Genomic DNA, 17,336 nt, shown 5'->3' with positions numbered 1-17,336 from the left:
TCAGTACCTCTTATGCCAGACGCGGGTTAACTTTTTCTGGGTTGATGTCGAATTTCTTAATCGCATCAGCGACCACAGAAGCTTCAATTTCACCGCGTTTAGCCAGTTCACCCAGAGCAGCAACCACCACGTAGGAAGCATCAACTTCGAAGTGGTGACGCAGGTTTTCGCGGCTGTCTGAACGACCGAAGCCGTCAGTACCCAGTACGCGATAATCGCTGGCTGGTACGAAAGTACGAACCTGCTCTGCGAACAGCTTCATGTAGTCGGTAGACGCTACCGCTGGCGCCTCGTTCATCACCTGAGCGATGTAAGGCACACGTGGGGTTTCGGTTGGGTGCAGCATGTTCCAACGCTCACAGTCCTGACCATCACGCGCCAGTTCGGTGAAGGAAGTTACGCTGTAGGTGTCAGAACCCACGCCGTAGTCTTTCGCCAGGATCTGCGCAGCTTCACGCACATGACGCAGGATCGCACCGGAGCCCAACAGCTGTACTTTACCTTTGCTACCTTCCAGAGTTTCCAGCTTGTAGATACCTTTACGGATACCCTCTTCTGCGCCCTGTGGCATGGCTGGCATGTGGTAGTTTTCGTTCAGCGTGGTCAGGTAGTAGTAGACGTTTTCTTGCGCGTCACCGTACATACGCACCAGGCCGTCATGCATGATCACCGCGACTTCATACGCGTAAGCCGGATCGTAAGAGATGCAGTTAGGGATGGTCAGAGACTGAATGTGGCTGTGGCCATCTTCGTGCTGCAGACCTTCGCCGTTCAGGGTAGTACGCCCTGAAGTCCCGCCGATCAGGAAGCCACGCGCCTGTTGGTCACCCGCTGCCCAGCACAGGTCGCCGATACGTTGGAAACCGAACATGGAGTAGTAGATGTAGAACGGGATCATTGGCAGATCGTTGGTGCTGTAGGAAGTCGCTGCGGCCAACCAGGAAGAGGCTGCACCCAGTTCGTTGATACCTTCCTGCAGGATCTGGCCTTTCTCGTCTTCTTTATAGTATGCAACCTGCTCACGGTCCTGCGGGGTGTACTGCTGGCCGTTCGGGCTGTAGATACCGATCTGACGGAACAGACCTTCCATACCGAAGGTACGCGCTTCGTCGGCGATGATTGGCACCAGGCGATCTTTGATCGACTTGTTCTTCAACATCACGTTCAGGGCACGCACAAAGGCGATGGTGGTAGAAATTTCTTTGTTCTGCTCTTCCAGCAGTGAGCTGAAATCTTCCAGAGCTGGCATTTCCAGCTTCTCGGTGAAGTTCGGCAGACGAGTCGGTACATAGCCTTGCAGCGCCTGACGGCGTTCGTGCAGATACTTGTACTCTTCGGACTCTTTCTCGAAGGTGATGTATGGCAGTTTTTCGATATCGGCATCGGCCACTGGCACGTTGAAACGATCGCGGAAGTGGTGAACCCCTTCCATGTTCATTTTCTTCACCTGGTGAGCGATGTTCTTACCTTCCGCAGTTTCACCCATGCCGTAACCTTTGATGGTATGGGCCAGGATCACGGTTGGTTTGCCTTGGGTATCCTGCGCTTTTTTCAGTGCAGCAAAGACTTTCTTCGGATCGTGACCACCACGGTTCAGCGCCCAGATTTCGTCGTCGGTCATATCTTTGACCAGCGCGGCGGTTTCTGGGAAGCGGCCGAAGAAGTGCTCACGCACGTAAGCGCCATCTTTGGATTTGAAGGTCTGGTAGTCGCCGTCCAGGGTTTCGTTCATCAGTTGGATCAGCTTGCCGCTGGTATCTTTACGCAGCAGTTCATCCCAACGACCGCCCCAGATCACTTTCAGCACCTGCCAGCCAGCACCTGCGAAGATGCCTTCCAGCTCGTTGATGATCTTGCCGTTACCGGTGACCGGGCCGTCCAGACGTTGCAGGTTACAGTTGATGACGAAGACCAGGTTGTCCAGTTTCTCACGGGTTGCGATGGTGATCGCACCTTTGGATTCTGGTTCGTCCATCTCGCCGTCGCCCAGGAAGGCATAAACGGTCTGGCCAGAGGTGTCTTTCAGACCACGGTGTTCCAGATACTTGAGGAACTTGGCCTGATAGATGGCGCTGATCGGGCCCAGACCCATGGAGACGGTCGGGAACTGCCAGAATTCAGGCATCAGTTTTGGATGCGGGTAAGAGGACAGGCCTTTACCGTGCACTTCCTGACGGAAGTTGTTCATTTGATCTTCGGTCAGGCGGCCTTCAAGGAAGGCACGTGCATAAACGCCCGGAGAGATGTGGCCCTGGAAGTAAACCAGATCGCCGCCGTCTTTCTCGTTGCGAGCACGGAAGAAGTGGTTAAAGCAGACTTCATAGAAGGTCGCAGAAGATTGGAAGGAGGCCATGTGGCCGCCCAGATCCAGATCTTTCTTGGAAGCACGCAACACGGTCATCACGGCGTTCCAACGGATAGCAGAACGAATACGACGCTCCAGATCCAGGTTGCCCGGGTATGCCGGTTCGTCTTCTACCGCGATGGTGTTGACGTAGTTGTTAGCCGCAGCACCCGCTGCAACGCTAACACCGCCCTTGCGGGCTTCTCCCAGCACCTGATCAATCAGGAACTGAGCGCGTTCAACACCCTCTTCACGGATGACCGATTCGATCGCCTGCAGCCAGTCGCGGGTTTCGATCGGATCCACGTCATTGTTTAAACGTTCTGACATGGTGGTATTCCTTATCTGTCTAATGGTTTGTTTGGAGCCTGTCTTCGTGCGTTCTGTCATAAAACGCACGAAGACAGGCTCATCAGTTTGGTTGCCGCTTAAGTACTTAACTAAGCACTCCGAGCTTTATCTCTACAAGCTGGTGTGCCTTGAAGAGAACCACTCTTAATCCTTGCGTTGCTGGAGACGCCGCAGCGATCGATCACGCCGGGTGTGTTCCCTGCTGAGATCCAGCAAAATTTCCTCGATAAACGCCAAATGGCGGTGCGAGGCTTCACGGGCCTTTTCAGGTTCGCGTGCCACAATCGCCTCAAAGATCCCGGCGCGATGGCTACTCACTGTTGCCAACATCTCACGGCGCGAGTAGAGCAATTCAAAGTTCTGACGAACGTTCTGTTCCAGCATCGGGCCCATACAGCGCAGCAGATGGAGTAACACAACGTTGTGGGCAGCCTCGGTCACGGCAATTTGGTATTGCATGACCGCGTCGGCTTCGGCGTCTAGATCGCCACTGTCCTGAGCTTGCTGGATCACATGATGGCAGTCGCGGATGCGCGCCAGATCTTCGTCAGTCCCACGCAACGCCGCATAATAGGCAGCGATACCTTCGAGGGCATGACGGGTTTCGAGCAGGTCGAATTGTGATTCAGGATGATCGGCCAGCAGTTCAGCCAGCGGATCGCTGAAGCTCTGCCACAGATTAGTTTGTACAAAGGTGCCGCCTCCCTGGCGACGCAGGAGCAGCCCTTTAGCTTCCAGACGCTGAATTGCCTCTCTCAGAGAAGGACGGGAAACATCAAACTGTTTCGCCAGCTCGCGCTCTGGAGGCAGCTTTTCGCCTGGACGTAGCGTACCCTCGAGGATCAGGTATTCGAGCTGCTGCTCGATAACATCTGACAACTTGGGTTGGCGGATTTTGCTGTAGGCCATGGGTGATTTCTTCTCTGCGAAGTGCCCGGAGTCAATTGGTAATACCAATTTCAAAAACGTGACGGTAAAGTAACAAAGTATTCACCTCCTGTCCATATGGGCCTTGATCGAAATCATGAATGCCGCACATTTTAACACTTCAATCCATAAGCCTTTGCAAACCGGCAACCCAGCGTTGGTAATACCATTTACGAGGTAGTCGCCAAATTTAACTTTTGTGAAACCTCTGGTTAGAAGAATGCCGGGGTTATATGGCAAGGAGATTAAGGGTTATTTTCGCTTTACTACCGCTTCCCCAGCCCCTCCCCGTTAACAAAAAAACAACAACAATGGCGATTATTTTTGCCAATTCTGTGAGTTATTGCTTATTTCGTGCACGCAATCCCCCCGCTCGTCACACAACCCGCATTTTGTTGCCTAAACTGCTGCAATCTTCATCATTCGAACAACAAAGCAGGTGCAAACTTTCGCACATACCATTATTCTCTGCCAAACGGTAGCGACACCGTAGAATTTATAGCTATAACGTCGTAAACAAAAAACAACACACATCGTAATCATTACTTTACGGTAATGAGCATTATGTCAGCACAGAGGGTTTCATTGATGGATGGTCAACAGCATGGCGACCAGCTAAAGCGCGGCCTGAAAAACCGCCATATCCAGCTGATCGCCTTAGGTGGCGCAATAGGTACCGGCCTGTTCCTCGGTATCGCTCAAACAATAAAAATGGCCGGTCCGTCGGTCATCCTTGGTTATGCAATTGGCGGTTTTATTGCCTTCCTGATCATGCGTCAACTGGGTGAAATGGTGGTTGAAGAGCCGGTGGCCGGATCGTTTAGCCACTTCGCCTATAAATACTGGGGGAACTTCGCCGGTTTCGCGTCCGGCTGGAACTACTGGGTGCTGTACGTGCTGGTTGCCATGGCGGAACTGACCGCGGTGGGCATTTACGTGCAGTACTGGTGGCCCGAGATCCCAACCTGGATCTCCGCTGCCGTGTTCTTCCTGGCCATCAACGCCATCAACCTGTCGAGTGTGAAGGTCTATGGTGAAATGGAGTTCTGGTTCGCCATCATCAAAGTAGTCGCCATCATCGGCATGATCGCCTTTGGGGCCTACCTGCTGTTCAGCGGCCTCGGCGGCCCGGAAGCCAGCGTCACCAACCTGTGGGCCCAGGGTGGGTTCTTCCCGAACGGTACCATGGGGCTGCTCATGGCGATGGCGGTGATCATGTTCTCCTTCGGTGGATTGGAGCTGGTGGGCATTACCGCCGCCGAAGCCGATAACCCGGAAAAAAGTATCCCAAAAGCCACCAACCAGGTGATCTACCGCATCCTGCTGTTCTATATCGGTTCGCTGACTATTCTGCTGTCACTCTATCCGTGGGGCAAAGTGGTCGAAGGCGGCAGCCCGTTCGTGCTGATCTTCCATGCGCTGAACAGCAATATGGTCGCAACGGTGCTCAATATCGTGGTGCTGACGGCTGCGCTGTCGGTCTACAACAGCTGCGTCTATTGCAACAGCCGCATGCTGTACGGCCTGGCCAAACAAGGTAATGGCCCGAAAGCCCTGCTGAAAGTGGATAGCCGCGGTGTGCCGGTAGTTGCCATCGGTTTCTCTGCGTTGGCAACCGCACTGTGCGTGCTGATTAACTACCTGATCCCAGGCCGTGCCTTTGAGCTGCTGATGGCGCTGGTAGTGTCTGCCCTAGTGATCAACTGGGCGATGATCAGCCTGGCACACCTGAAATTCCGCAAGGCGAAAAACCATGAAGGCGTCGAGCCGAAGTTCAAGGCCTTCTGGTATCCGTTCAGTAACTATCTGTGCCTGGCCTTTTTGGCCGCCATTCTGGTGATCATGTATCTGACACCGGGGATCCAGATTTCCGTGCTGCTGATCCCGGTATGGCTCGCTATTCTTGGCATCGGTTACTTCATCAAGCAGCGCGGGCAACGTGCTGTAAGCGCGACCAATACCCACTGATATCGTTGTTGACGATCAATAGGCCCGCATGCGGGCCTATTGTTTTTCTTCACTATTAATGGGCGTTGCGCAGAGCCTTCACCTGCTCGGCGGTGATATCCGCTGGCAGCCCACCCCAAGTGACACGCAGGTAATTCACCAGCTCGGCAATTTGCGCATCATCCAGACGATCGGCAAAGCCCGGCATGCTCTGCATACTTTCGTTGCCGGGGAACTGCTGCGCTGGTAGCCCGTCCAGCACCGAAACGATCAGGTTCTTGCCGTCTGGTTGGCGCAGCGTGGCGTTATCACGCATCGCTACTGCAACATGCGGTATACCTGCACCATCACGCTCATGGCAGGCGGAACACTGATCGAGATAGGTGATACGCCCGGCATCGCTGCCCTGCCCGATTTTAGCGGCAACTGGCTGTGGTGGCTTGTCGCCCATCAGGTAGGTCACCAACGCCCGATGATCTTCCGGCGTCAAATGACGAGTGCTGAGATCGACGACCATGTGCATTTCGCTAAACGCCGAGCCCTGCGGCGCTAACCCGGTGCTGAGGAAACGGCTTAGATCCTCTGGTGTCCAGCCGCGCTGAGCCAAAGCCTGTGGCGTGATATCCGGTGCGATAAACCGCCCCAGATCGCCGCCCTGCATCGGCTTGCTCAGTTCCATCTGCCCCAGCATGCCCCGTGGCGTATGGCATTCACCACAGTGGCCAAGCACGTCAGACAGGTAACGGCCACGCTGCCATTCGGCGGAGTTCCCCTGTGAGCTGGCCGGTAACGGATCGCTGTTGCGGAACAGCAAATTCCAACCGATCAACGCCATCCGCTGGTTGAACGGGAATGGCATATCGTTGGCTGGAATGGCCACATCCACCGCCGGGCGCGACATCAGATAGGCATAAATAGCATCCGCATCCTCACGCGAAATGCCTTTGTAGGAGGTATAAGGCATCGCCGGGTACAGATGGCGACCACCCGGAGCCACCCCCTGCGTCAACGCCAGGAAGAAATCATCCTTGGTCCAGCGACCAATACCCTGGTCGGCGGAAGGGGTCAGGTTGCTGCCATAAATGGTACCGAACGGGGTATCCAGCGGATAACCTCCAGCCAGCGGTGCCCCACCAGCGGCGGTATGGCAGGCGGCGCAGTCGGCAGCCTGCGTCAGGTAACGCCCACGGGCAATCTGTTCGCTGCTGGCGGTAACCTGCTGGACTGGTCCGTCGTAGCTACGGTTTTCCCGCCACCAGAGTACGGCGATGACAATCGCCGCAATCAGCACAATCAACAATGCGAGACGTTTTTTCATTACGCCGTCTCCTTCAGCAGGCCAGGGGTTTTCAACACCACGTCACGCACTGCCTCGTAATAACGGACATAGCCGGTACAACGGCAGATATGGTTTTCCAACGCCTGCTCAATCGCGCCTTCCAACTGGTCACGCAGGATTGGTTCACGCTTGAGCTTCTCGACAAAGATGGTGGCCGCATTGACAAAGCCCGGCGTGCAATAGCCACACTGGAAGCTGTAGTGATCGAGGAACGACTGCTGGATCGGCGAGAGTTCAACCACTTCGCCCTGATTATCCACCTGCGCAACGCCTTCGATGGTGCGTACCTGTTTGCCATTGAAAAAGTGAGCACCGGTGATACAGGTACGGATTTCTTCGCTGGTGCCGCTTGGATGGTCGAGGATCGCCACGCAGGCGTGGCAAATACCCTGCCCGCAGCCGAGACGTGAGCCAGTCAGATCGAGATATTCATGCAGAAAATCGATCATCATCAGCCCTTCCGGTACCTCGATGGGGCCATATTGTTTGCCGTTAATGGTCAGGGTAATGGGTTGGGTTTTAATGCTCATGGTAACACCTCAAGAATATTTTCGGCACGGACAGGCAAATCACGGAAACGATGACCGGTGGCATGGGCAATGGCGTTAACCAATGCGGCGACCACTGGGATCATGACAACTTCCGCCATTCCTTTCGGCGGATCGGTTTCCGACAACGCAGGCAGGATGTCACCGGTCTGTTTCCAGACCGCCACATCGCTGGCGCGCGGCAAATGGTAACGGTTAAAGTTCCAGGTACCGTTACCCGGCCCATCTTCGTACAGCGGTAAATATTCATGCAGTGCATGGCCGATCCCCATCGCCAAACCGCCCTGCAACTGGCCAGAAACCAGCTCAGGCACGATCAGGTTGCCACACTCCATGATCGAATGATGATTCAGCAGTTCGACCTTGCCGGTGGCGATATCCACCGCTATTTCCGTCAGCGTACCCACGGCGCTGTAATAGGTCACAGCGGCGTTATTACGCTGGGTTGGCGGGTAATAAACCTGCTCACGTTCCAGAGCGCTAAATTCGCCGTGGCCAGTACGTATCGACAAGCCGTCGACAGGCAGGCGCTCGCTGTGATTATTCAGCTTGAAGTCCGCTTCCGCCCACTGCCAGCGGTTGAAGACATGCACCACCGCGCCGGTCAGGTTGCCCATCTGATAGGCTTTCTTCGCCAACAGCTCAAACGGCAATATCTGCATACCGGCCGCCGTCAGGCCACCTTCCACCCAGCGAGCATCTTCTTTACGCACCACCAGCGGTGCCGCCTGGCCACCACCTATACCCGACTGCCAGATAGACAGCGCGGCAGGCCACAGCCCCTGTTCAAACACCAGCCGGGCCGCTTCACGCGTGCTGTGCGAGAAATAGTAAGCGGAATTGCTGGCGCTGGAAGGAGAACAGTAGCTTGGCGTCCAGTTCGGGTTGGTTTGCAGCTTGTCCTGCTCATCCTGCGACATCGTGTAGGGATCGCCGCTGGTCACCATCGGCAACAGGGACCAATCGGTCACCGAGAAATGAGCCTCATCTGCCGGTTTCCCCAGCCATTGTGCACATAGCACCGACTGCGACGTTGACATGCCGGTGCCCATTTCGGCCCCGCTGTGATACAGCGAGATACGCCCGTCCTCGCTGAACTCCACGCGAGCAAAGGAGGTTTCAGCCCCGGTGCCAAAGTCTTTCTGCACGCAGCCAAAGCCTACGCCATAGCGTTTGCCGGGATTCTTACTCTCAAACTCCACCTTACGCTCGGCTCGTTTACGCCACATCTCATGCTGTGAGGCTTTCACCAGCACTTCATCGGCGCGAATAGCCCCTGCCGGGATCGCCCCCTGGGTATTTTTCATGCCGGACTTAAGCACGTTGCGCAAACGAAACTCGATCGGATCGAGCTTCAGCTCCTGTGCCAATTCGTCCATCATCATCTCGGTGGCGGCCATGCTTTGCAACGTGCCATAACCGCGTGCGGAACCCGCATCGATGGCACGAGAGGCCAGCCCGACCGAGGAAAGATCGCTTTTCGGGAAGTAGTAAATCGACTGTGCCGCCGTAGCACCCACCATCACTACCGATGGCGTAAAGTTACAGCGCCCACCACCGTCGGCGGTCATTGCCCCTTGGAAGGCCTGCAATACGCCGGTCTGTTTGTCTACCGCAATGCAGTAATCCATATCGAAGGCATGGCGTTTGATCGAGGTCTGGAATTGCTCATAGCGGTCATTAGCCAGCCGCACCGGTAGCCCGTCACCGTACAGCGCGGCAACCGCACCGTAATACGGGAAGTTATAGTGATCTTTCGAGCCGTAGCCCACGGTATAGCACGGGTGCAGGATTAGCTGTTTAACCGGCTGATGACGTTTGGCCAACATACGTGGCATTTCGTCCGCTACCTCCTGCGGGGACTGGGTCGGGATCACCAGATGCAGGGTCTGGCTGGCGGTATCAAACCAGCCATTGGCGTTGTCCGGCTCCAGGGCCGAAGTATCAACGGATTGCGTGGTATAACGGCGTGACATTACCAACCAGTCCTGCGGTGGGGTTTGCAGTTGGTCGGCAATCATCCCGGCATAATACATGCCTTCCTGATCCAGCTTGCCGCCCTCACGCCCTTCCGGCCACACAGGCAGATGTCTGCGCATCGAAAGTGGGAAGATAGGAGTATCTTTCAGGCTGGAGAAGCGATCGTCATCGAATGGCTTTTCACCCCCGACGCGCACGTAGCGGAAGCTGCCCCATGGATCGCGCTGTAACGGGCCGGTTTCAGTACCATACTGGATCACTTCGTCATGGAATTTCAGCTTGTCTTTGGCAAAGCGGAAACGAGCAAAATCATGATAGATCAGGATTGCCACCGCATGGCCGAGATAGGCTGGGGTTTTCCCCGTGGGCAGCAGCATGTCATCGCCATAAAACGCCGGGAAGGCCAAACCATCACGCTCAAGATCTTCCGCCGTCACTATCCGATCCGGTTGCAGATCGTCGCCCAGCAAGGAAAGATCGATACCGGTAAACAGACGATCGGCTTTAGCGGCGCGCAGAATAAAGGCATGAGCCTGCTGCTGCGGCCAGTGTGGCATATCAACGGCACGAATATCGCGGGCAAACACTTTCTGGCCCATGACCTTGGAGCGGCCATCGATACGGTAGCGAATGCGTTTAGTCTGCGCATCCCAGTTGGGTGATTGCAGGATCTTCTGCTCAAACAGCGCGGCATAGGCGCGGCTGTAAAGAGGCGCGAGGTAGACTGACACCCCCGCTATCACGGCACCCTTGATAAAACGGCGTCGTGACGGGTTGAAATTGCTCATAAAATATCCTTTACGTTCTTATCTACCCCTAGCGTCCAGATGCAGGCATTGGTGCATTAACCCAAAGGCTGGAGGTAAGTCGTTTTTTATCGGTTTTGTTGCGCAACCGCTGGTAACCTTGCCGAAGACGTTATAATCATAAGCTTATAACCAAAATTATGTGAGTATTAACATTTTGTTTTCATAAAATGAAACACTTGGAAACATGTAATGCATCTATAGTGTGGCAGATTTGCGCAAACGCGGGCAAAAGAGATGACAACAGGTATCGTGATTACCGCCGCCGGGCGGGGTGAGCGTTTTATTCAGGCCGGTGGCAGTGGCAACAAGCTTAACGCCCTATTGCAGGGCAAGACGGTGTTCGAACATACGCTGCAACAGGCGCTAGCCTCCGGTTTACCGGTGCAGGTCGTCACCCGGCCAGAAAACCTGCCGGTGCAACAGGTTTGTGCCGCATATCAGGTTCCCTGCACCGTACTGGTCAGCGGTGGGCTGGGTGAATCTATTGCCGCTGGCGTTGCCGCAACCGCAAACTGGGACGGCTGGCTGATCCATTTAGCGGATATGCCTTTTGTCTCGCCGCAGATCTTTATGCAGGTTGCCGCAGCCCTGAAACAACACAGCATCGTTCGCCCCAGTTTCCAGCACCAACCCGGCCATCCAGTGGGGTTCACCGCCATTTTGCGCAAACAACTGTGTGCATTGCATGGCGATAATGGTGCGCGAGAACTGCTACGCAGTCACGGGGAGGTTTACCTACTCCATCTCGACCAACCGGGCATCGTGCAAGATATCGATCTCCCTTCCCAGCTAGTAGCAAATGAGTCCATTAATTAATGCAACACCTTGATATCACCGTAGTCGGCCAGGCAATCAACTGGCTGGAACAGCAGCCGGTGTGGCTGTGTACCGTATTGAACACTTACGGCTCATCACCACGTTCTCCAGGCGCGTTGATGGTGGCTACCCGCGACGGACACTATTGTGGATCGTTATCCGGTGGCTGCGTGGAAGAAGACTTCTTGCGCCGTCTGGCTGAGGGGGAATATCAAGCCGCCAGTCAGGTGATCCGCTATGGTGCTGGCGGGCTAACCCCCAGCGTGGCGCTGCCCTGTGGTGGCGTGCTGGACGTATTGATCGAGCATCTGCCCGCAGGCCCTGCCAGCATTAGCTACTTGCGTAATATCGCCGAGGCCTTGGCTGGCCATCATGCCCTGGTCAAGCACCTGACCTTGCCCAATGCCTGTAGCGCGCTGGAAACCACCAGCTTTGCCAGCGCCACCCAGGTCGTGCGCAACCAACAGGAGATCCAGTTGCACATCGCCGCCGCTCCTCGGCTGCTGATTGCCGGGCTTTCTAGCGTCGCGCTGTATTGCGCCGACTTTGCCAGCGCACTCGGCTTTGAAGTGTTGGTATGCGAAAACCGCCCGGAAGCGTTGGAAAACTTCGCCACACAGCTCAAACCACATATCACCTTGCTACGCCAGTTCCCAGCCAAATTCATTGAGGCAGGCGGTTGCCACGCCAACACCGCGATTGTGGCGCTGACCCACGATCCGCGTATGGATGATTTAACCCTGATGGAGGCGATCTACACCCCGGCGTTTTACATCGGCGCGATGGGTTCCCAACGTAACAGCGATCGCCGCCGCCAGCGGCTGCAACAGATCGCCGAATTCAGCCCACAGGAACTCGGCCGTATCCATGCGCCGATCGGCCTGCCGCTTGGCAGTAAAACTCCGGCGGAGATCGCGCTGGCCGTGATGGCCGATATCGTGCAGCAGAAGAACCAACTCCGCCAACCCATTTGAATACCTGACGCGATCCTTCGGCTATGACAAATTATTGGCCGGTCAAAATGAAAGCGATTACACAAATTGGCATATAAAATCACCAGCCCTATTTTAAACCATGGTTTAACATCTCATATTCATGATGTTAAATCGTAAGTCATAAACACATTGAGTGTAACCGATTACACTAAATGTGATCGATAGCACGTTAAATCATCACCTAGACCAATAACATTGCCTATTAACGAATCATCTATCTGGTTAACCGAGGCCGTTATGAGTACATCTTCAACAAGTAAAGGCAGATCGAATGCCCAAATGACCTTCTTTGTCTGTTTTCTGGCAGCACTGGCAGGCTTATTGTTTGGACTGGATATCGGCGTGATCGCCGGAGCATTACCTTTTATTGCTCATGAGTTCCAAATCACTTCCCAGCAACAAGAATGGGTGGTGAGCTCAATGATGTTCGGCGCAGCGGTTGGCGCTGTCGGCAGTGGCTGGCTCTCTTACCGACTGGGGCGCAAATACAGCCTGATGATTGGCGCCGTGCTGTTTGTCATTGGTTCGCTTTGCTCTGCTTTCGCCCCCAACAATGATGTGCTGCTGGTTTCCCGCGTTCTGCTCGGCCTGGCAGTAGGCATCGCATCCTTCACTGCCCCGCTGTACCTTTCTGAAATCGCGCCTGAACGCATTCGCGGCAGCATGATTTCCATGTACCAGCTAATGATTACGATAGGGATCCTGGGGGCTTATCTGTCCGATACGGCTTTCAGCTACAGCGGTTCATGGCGCTGGATGCTGGGTATTATCACCCTTCCGGCTTTGTTGCTGTTCGTTGGCGTGTTCTTCCTGCCCCGCAGCCCTCGCTGGTTAGCGTCACGTGGCCGTGATGCAGAAGCCAGGAAAGTGCTGGAAATGCTGCGAGATACGACCGAACAGGCGAAAGCCGAACTGGATGAGATCCGTGAAAGCCTGAAAATAAAGCAAAGCGGTTGGGCACTGTTCAAAGACAACAAGAATTTCCGCCGCGCGGTCTATCTAGGCATATTGCTTCAGGTTATGCAGCAGTTTACCGGCATGAATGTCATCATGTATTACGCGCCGAAAATTTTCGATCTGGCCGGTTTTGCCAATACTGCGCAACAAATGTGGGGAACGGTGATCGTCGGGTTAGTGAACGTGCTGGCAACCTTTATTGCTATCGGCCTGGTGGATCGTTGGGGCCGTAAACCTACGCTCAAGCTTGGCTTCCTGGTGATGGCCATCGGCATGGGGACATTGGGTACCATGATGAATATCGGCATGAATACGCCTGCGGCTCAATACTTCGCGATACTGATGTTGCTGATGTTTATTGTCGGTTTTGCCATGAGTGCCGGCCCGCTGATTTGGGTATTGTGTTCAGAGATCCAACCGCTTAAAGGCCGTGATTTCGGTATCACCTGCTCAACGGCGGTAAACTGGATCGCCAACATGATCGTGGGGGCCACCTTCCTGACGATGCTCAACAGCCTGGGCAGCGCGCATACCTTCTGGATCTATGCCGGGCTGAATCTGGTCTTTATCTTCATTACCATTGCCCTGATACCTGAAACCAAAAATATCTCTCTGGAACATATCGAGCGAAACTTGATGGCTGGGAAACCGCTACGGGAGATTGGTTCACACTGATCGTGGTCTTTGATTACCGCCCGTTTCGGGCGGTATTTACATCCGCAACGGCAATCAGGAGCGCGGACTGGTTTTCTCTGCGAAGGCTTTGTCTGGCACTATCGGGATGAGATACTCATATTCCAGGTACAGCTCTTCGTCACCATCGAGCGAGTAGCTATGCTGCGCAATATCGTACCCTTCCCGGCGTACCAGATTAAACTGCGGCAGAAGTTTGGTATAAACGCTGGCAATATATTCGTGAAGGGCCACCGGTTTGCCAGCATAGCGAAAGCGGCAATAACCGCCGCTGATTTCCGGTAGTTCCAGCAACGATTTACCTTTGGCCATCGCTTTGTCTACCGCAACAAAATAGTCGACCTTCACCCGTTCACCATCCGGCGTAAAATTGGTTAGCGCATAAAGTTTATCTGGATTTAAATTAAACTCATCACAAAAACGATCCTTTATTCCATCACGAATTGCCGCGTGGGATTCGCCCAACTGTTCAATATCGATGTGATAAGAATAATACTGACCGACCAGCGAGTAGCTGTCTGGTTGAACCTCAACATAATCAATAGAGATATCGCTAGGTTGATTCAGCGACAGCGACTGCACCAGATGGCTGAAATCACAATTCCGTGCCTTGCGATAGCTGCTGGGCGTTTGGGCAAAATGTTTTTTGAAACAGCGTGAGAATGTCTGTTGGGAATCGAACTGATATTCCAACGAAATATCCAGAATGCTTTTCTGCGTAAAGCGTAACGAGAAGGCCGCCAGATAGAGGCGACGGGCGCGGATATAAGCAGCAAGTGGCAGGTTGGTCTGTTGGCGGAACATACGCTGCAGATACCATTTGGAGTAGCCGGATTTTTCGCAAACAATGTCCAGTGAAAGTGGATTGCGTAGGTTGTTTTCTATCCAGACCAGTAATTCTTTGATATGCGTTTCCTGCGTCACCATTACTTTTCCTAGCCAAAATTGTCCAAGGCAATGGTATACAGATTTATTTAGAGCGTCCAAAGCGACGACACTATTTTACAAAGGCTGACGAATTCATCACAAACATCGCAGCTTGTTACTCAAAGTACAAGCCGCCCACCAGGGGCGGCTATCGCTCAGATTACTTCACACAGCGCGTACATTGAGATTCCTGGATCTTCTGGAAGAAATCATTCCCTTTGTCGTCCACCAGAATAAAGGCCGGGAAATCTTCCACTTCGATTTTCCAGATCGCTTCCATACCCAGTTCAGGATATTCCACGCACTCCAGGCTCTTGATGCTCTGCTGTGCGAGCACCGCCGCTGGGCCACCAATGCTGCCAAGATAGAACCCGCCGTGCTTGTGGCAGGCATCCGTTACCTGCTGGCTGCGGTTACCTTTGGCCAACATGATCATGCTGCCGCCGTGTGACTGCAACAGATCGACATAGGAGTCCATGCGCCCTGCCGTGGTTGGCCCCAGAGAACCTGAAGCATAGCCTTCTGGCGTTTTGGCCGGGCCCGCGTAGTAGATCGGGTGATCTTTCACGTACTGCGGTAAACCTTCGCCACGATCCAGACGCTCTTTCAGCTTGGCATGGGCAATATCACGCCCAACGATGATGGTGCCGCTCAGGGAAAGACGGGTAGACACCGGATACTGTGACAGCTGCTTGAGAATATCGGCCATCGGGCGGTTCAGGTCCACCTTGATCGCTTCCCCTTCACCCGCGCGGCGCAGTTCCTGTGGAATAAATTTACCTGGGTTATGCTCCAGTTTCTCCAGCCAGATCCCCTCACGGTTGATCTTGCCTTTGATATTACGGTCGGCGGAGCAGGAAACCCCCATCCCCACCGGGCAAGAAGCGCCGTGGCGTGGCAAACGCACTACGCGCACGTCGTGGGCAAAGTATTTGCCGCCAAACTGTGCACCCAGGCCCAAATTCTGGGCTTCTTTCAGCAGTTCCTTTTCCAGTGCCACATCGCGGAACGCCTGGCCGTGTTCGTTGCCTTCGGTTGGCAGCGCATCATAGTATTTGGTTGAAGCCAGCTTCACGGTCTTCAGCGTGGCTTCCGCCGAAGTGCCACCAATTACAAAGGCCACGTGGTACGGTGGGCAGGCCGCGGTGCCCAGAGTACGCATCTTGTCGACCAGATAGTCTTTCAGCTTACCTGGGGACAGCAGCGCTTTGGTTTCCTGATACAGATAGGTTTTGTTGGCCGACCCCCCGCCCTTGGCGATACACAGGAATTTATACTCGTCACCATCCACGCTGTAGAGATCGATCTGCGCAGGCAGGTTACTGCCGGTATTGACCTCCTGGTACATATCCAGCGCGGCGTTTTGCGAATAGCGCAGGTTGTCTTCGATAAAGGTGTTGTATACCCCACGCGACAGGGCTTCTTCGTCCCCACCACCGGTCCAGACGCGCTGGCCCTTTTTACCCATGATGATCGCCGTGCCGGTATCCTGGCAGGTTGGCAAAATACCCTTGGCGGCGATTTCTGAGTTACGCAAAAATTGCAGCGCAACGTACTTGTCGTTTTCACTGGCATCGGGGTCATTGAGGATATCCGCCACCTGCTGCTGGTGCGCAGGGCGCAACATGAACGAGGCGTCGTGGAAAGCGTGCTGGGCGAGCAGGGTCAGGGCTTGCGGGTCAACCTTGAGGACTTCCTGGCCGGCAAATTCGCCGACGGAAACGTGGTCACGGCTTAGCAGATAGTATTCGGTATCGTCTTTCTTCAGCGGGAACGGATCTTGATAATGGAACGGTTTATTCGACATTGATCTCTCACTTGCAACATCAGCTGCGTTAAATTCACACTTACCCAGCGTGCTCGGGGCGCGCTGCGTCAAAAAAACTCCCCACACCTTACGTATTTTTAGGTAGTCAGTTATTGCGCCAAATCGCAAAATAACCTGTATTAACGTAGGGACTTAACGCTGGCGATGTTTTTCTGACCTCATCCGGTGAGAACTGCGGGTACAGACTCATCATGCACGGATTATTATCCCGCAGTTAACACAATGATTACAATCGATGTGAGTCGATCGGCTTATCATTGTGGGAAAATAGCTGCCCCCCCCCAGAAGCGATTTCCTTACTGCTCCCGTTGCCAGCCGCCGCATCATTGCTTAAGCTAGCGCCATTATGAACAGAGTAAGAATCCCCATTGCGCTGCAACAGGCGGTAATGCGCTGCCTGCGAGACAAATTGCAGCTGGCGCGGCAGCATTTTGCCGTCGAGTTCCCAGAGCCCAAGATCCTGTATCAGCAACGCGGTACCAGCGCGGGCACCGCCTGGCTGCAAGCCTGGGAAATCCGCCTCAATCCAGTGCTGCTGATGGAAAACCAACAGCCGTTTATCGACGAAGTGGTCCCCCATGAGTTGGCTCACCTGTTGGTGTTCCGCCAGTTTGGCCGCGTGCCGCCGCATGGCCGGGAATGGCGCTGGATGATGGAAAACGTATTGCAGGTTCCCGCCAGCCGTACCCACCAGTTTGAGACCCGCTCGGTACAGAGCAAAACCTTTCCCTACCGCTGCGATTGCCAGCAGCATCAGTTGACCCTGCGCCGCCATAATCGGGTGATGCGCGGCGAGAGCGAATACCGTTGCCGTCAGTGCGGTGAAAAGCTGACATTTTCCGGTTAATCAACGCCGTTAACAATAATATTTATAA

At 54.3% G+C, this 17,336-nt stretch carries 12 protein-coding genes; 5 read left to right on the top strand and 7 right to left on the bottom strand.

Going from position 1 to position 17,336, the window contains the following annotated elements:
- Window positions 1–10: 10 nt before the first annotated feature.
- Together aceE and pdhR are read right to left on the bottom strand one after the other, a co-directional pair.
- On the bottom strand, window positions 11–2,674 hold the full coding sequence (gene aceE / locus N6G83_RS44815) for a pyruvate dehydrogenase (acetyl-transferring), homodimeric type (protein ID WP_024528344.1): 2,664 nt from the start codon (window positions 2,672–2,674) through the stop codon (window positions 11–13).
- 165 nt (window positions 2,675–2,839) lie between these two features.
- Window positions 2,840–3,604 (bottom strand): pyruvate dehydrogenase complex transcriptional repressor PdhR, encoded by a 765-nt coding sequence (gene pdhR / locus N6G83_RS44810; RefSeq protein ID WP_021179689.1) that lies wholly within the window; start codon window positions 3,602–3,604, stop codon window positions 2,840–2,842.
- Between the two features lie 606 nt (window positions 3,605–4,210).
- On the opposite strand from pdhR, the gene N6G83_RS44805 reads away from it, so the two are divergent.
- Window positions 4,211–5,590 (top strand): amino acid permease, encoded by a 1,380-nt coding sequence (locus tag N6G83_RS44805; RefSeq protein WP_211135116.1) that lies wholly within the window; start codon window positions 4,211–4,213, stop codon window positions 5,588–5,590.
- Between the two features lie 55 nt (window positions 5,591–5,645).
- Here N6G83_RS44805 and N6G83_RS44800 read toward each other — a convergent pair whose 3' ends face one another.
- The 3 genes from N6G83_RS44800 to N6G83_RS44790 are packed head-to-tail and all read right to left on the bottom strand — an operon-like array spanning window position 5,646 to window position 10,224.
- On the bottom strand, window positions 5,646–6,887 hold the full coding sequence (locus N6G83_RS44800; protein WP_024528346.1) for a c-type cytochrome: 1,242 nt from the start codon (window positions 6,885–6,887) through the stop codon (window positions 5,646–5,648).
- The gene (locus N6G83_RS44795; protein ID WP_065684544.1) at window positions 6,887–7,438 is read right to left on the bottom strand and encodes a (2Fe-2S)-binding protein; all 552 of its coding nucleotides are present in this window, start codon (window positions 7,436–7,438) and stop codon (window positions 6,887–6,889) included. Before N6G83_RS44795 ends, N6G83_RS44800 begins: the two co-directional genes overlap by 1 nt.
- Window positions 7,435–10,224, bottom strand: a complete 2,790-nt coding sequence (locus N6G83_RS44790; RefSeq protein ID WP_211135062.1) for a xanthine dehydrogenase family protein molybdopterin-binding subunit — start codon at window positions 10,222–10,224, stop codon at window positions 7,435–7,437. The genes N6G83_RS44795 and N6G83_RS44790 overlap by 4 nt, the downstream gene beginning before the upstream one ends.
- Window positions 10,225–10,479: 255 nt before the next feature.
- On the opposite strand from N6G83_RS44790, the gene N6G83_RS44785 reads away from it, so the two are divergent.
- The 3 genes from N6G83_RS44785 to N6G83_RS44775 all read left to right on the top strand — a co-directional run bounded on the left by N6G83_RS44785 (window position 10,480) and on the right by N6G83_RS44775 (window position 13,688).
- Complete coding sequence (locus N6G83_RS44785) at window positions 10,480–11,061, top strand: NTP transferase domain-containing protein (RefSeq protein WP_211135064.1); 582 nt, start codon at window positions 10,480–10,482, stop codon at window positions 11,059–11,061.
- Window positions 11,061–12,035 carry an XdhC family protein gene (locus N6G83_RS44780; protein ID WP_065684547.1) on the top strand — a complete coding sequence of 325 codons (975 nt, stop codon included), beginning with the start codon at window positions 11,061–11,063 and terminating at the stop codon, window positions 12,033–12,035. Before N6G83_RS44785 ends, N6G83_RS44780 begins: the two co-directional genes overlap by 1 nt.
- Window positions 12,036–12,293: 258 nt before the next feature.
- The gene (locus N6G83_RS44775; RefSeq protein WP_211135072.1) at window positions 12,294–13,688 is read left to right on the top strand and encodes a sugar porter family MFS transporter; all 1,395 of its coding nucleotides are present in this window, start codon (window positions 12,294–12,296) and stop codon (window positions 13,686–13,688) included.
- 54 nt (window positions 13,689–13,742) lie between these two features.
- Here N6G83_RS44775 and N6G83_RS44770 read toward each other — a convergent pair whose 3' ends face one another.
- Entirely contained in the window at window positions 13,743–14,693 is a 951-nt protein-coding gene (locus tag N6G83_RS44770; RefSeq protein WP_260524179.1) for a helix-turn-helix domain-containing protein, read from the bottom strand.
- Window positions 14,694–14,793: 100 nt separating this feature from the next.
- The gene (gene fumA, locus N6G83_RS44765; RefSeq protein WP_211135088.1) at window positions 14,794–16,440 is read right to left on the bottom strand and encodes a class I fumarate hydratase FumA; all 1,647 of its coding nucleotides are present in this window, start codon (window positions 16,438–16,440) and stop codon (window positions 14,794–14,796) included.
- A gap of 367 nt (window positions 16,441–16,807) precedes the next feature.
- On the opposite strand from fumA, the gene N6G83_RS44760 reads away from it, so the two are divergent.
- Window positions 16,808–17,308, top strand: coding sequence for a SprT family zinc-dependent metalloprotease (locus N6G83_RS44760; RefSeq protein ID WP_021806282.1), 501 nt, complete (start codon window positions 16,808–16,810; stop codon window positions 17,306–17,308).
- Window positions 17,309–17,336: the final 28 nt, after the last annotated feature.

The sequence above is a fragment of the Serratia sp. PL7 genome (genome assembly GCF_945957435.1).
The sequence above is the reverse complement of the archived record's forward strand: the minus strand, read 5'-3'. Positions and strand labels throughout refer to the sequence as shown.

Excerpts from the sequence above, each read along its gene's own strand:
- N6G83_RS44800 (WP_024528346.1), bottom strand. The coding sequence starts at position 6,887 with ATGAAAAAACGTCTCGCATTGTTGATTGTGCTGATTGCGGCGATTGTC.
- fumA (WP_211135088.1), bottom strand. The coding sequence starts at position 16,440 with ATGTCGAATAAACCGTTCCATTATCAAGATCCGTTCCCGCTGAAGAAA.
- N6G83_RS44785 (WP_211135064.1), top strand. The coding sequence starts at position 10,480 with ATGACAACAGGTATCGTGATTACCGCCGCCGGGCGGGGTGAGCGTTTT.
- N6G83_RS44790 (WP_211135062.1), bottom strand. The coding sequence starts at position 10,224 with ATGAGCAATTTCAACCCGTCACGACGCCGTTTTATCAAGGGTGCCGTG.
- N6G83_RS44805 (WP_211135116.1), top strand. The coding sequence starts at position 4,211 with ATGGATGGTCAACAGCATGGCGACCAGCTAAAGCGCGGCCTGAAAAAC.
- N6G83_RS44775 (WP_211135072.1), top strand. The coding sequence starts at position 12,294 with ATGAGTACATCTTCAACAAGTAAAGGCAGATCGAATGCCCAAATGACC.
- N6G83_RS44795 (WP_065684544.1), bottom strand. The coding sequence starts at position 7,438 with ATGAGCATTAAAACCCAACCCATTACCCTGACCATTAACGGCAAACAA.
- N6G83_RS44760 (WP_021806282.1), top strand. The coding sequence starts at position 16,808 with ATGAACAGAGTAAGAATCCCCATTGCGCTGCAACAGGCGGTAATGCGC.
- pdhR (WP_021179689.1), bottom strand. The coding sequence starts at position 3,604 with ATGGCCTACAGCAAAATCCGCCAACCCAAGTTGTCAGATGTTATCGAG.
- aceE (WP_024528344.1), bottom strand. The coding sequence starts at position 2,674 with ATGTCAGAACGTTTAAACAATGACGTGGATCCGATCGAAACCCGCGAC.
- N6G83_RS44780 (WP_065684547.1), top strand. The coding sequence starts at position 11,061 with ATGCAACACCTTGATATCACCGTAGTCGGCCAGGCAATCAACTGGCTG.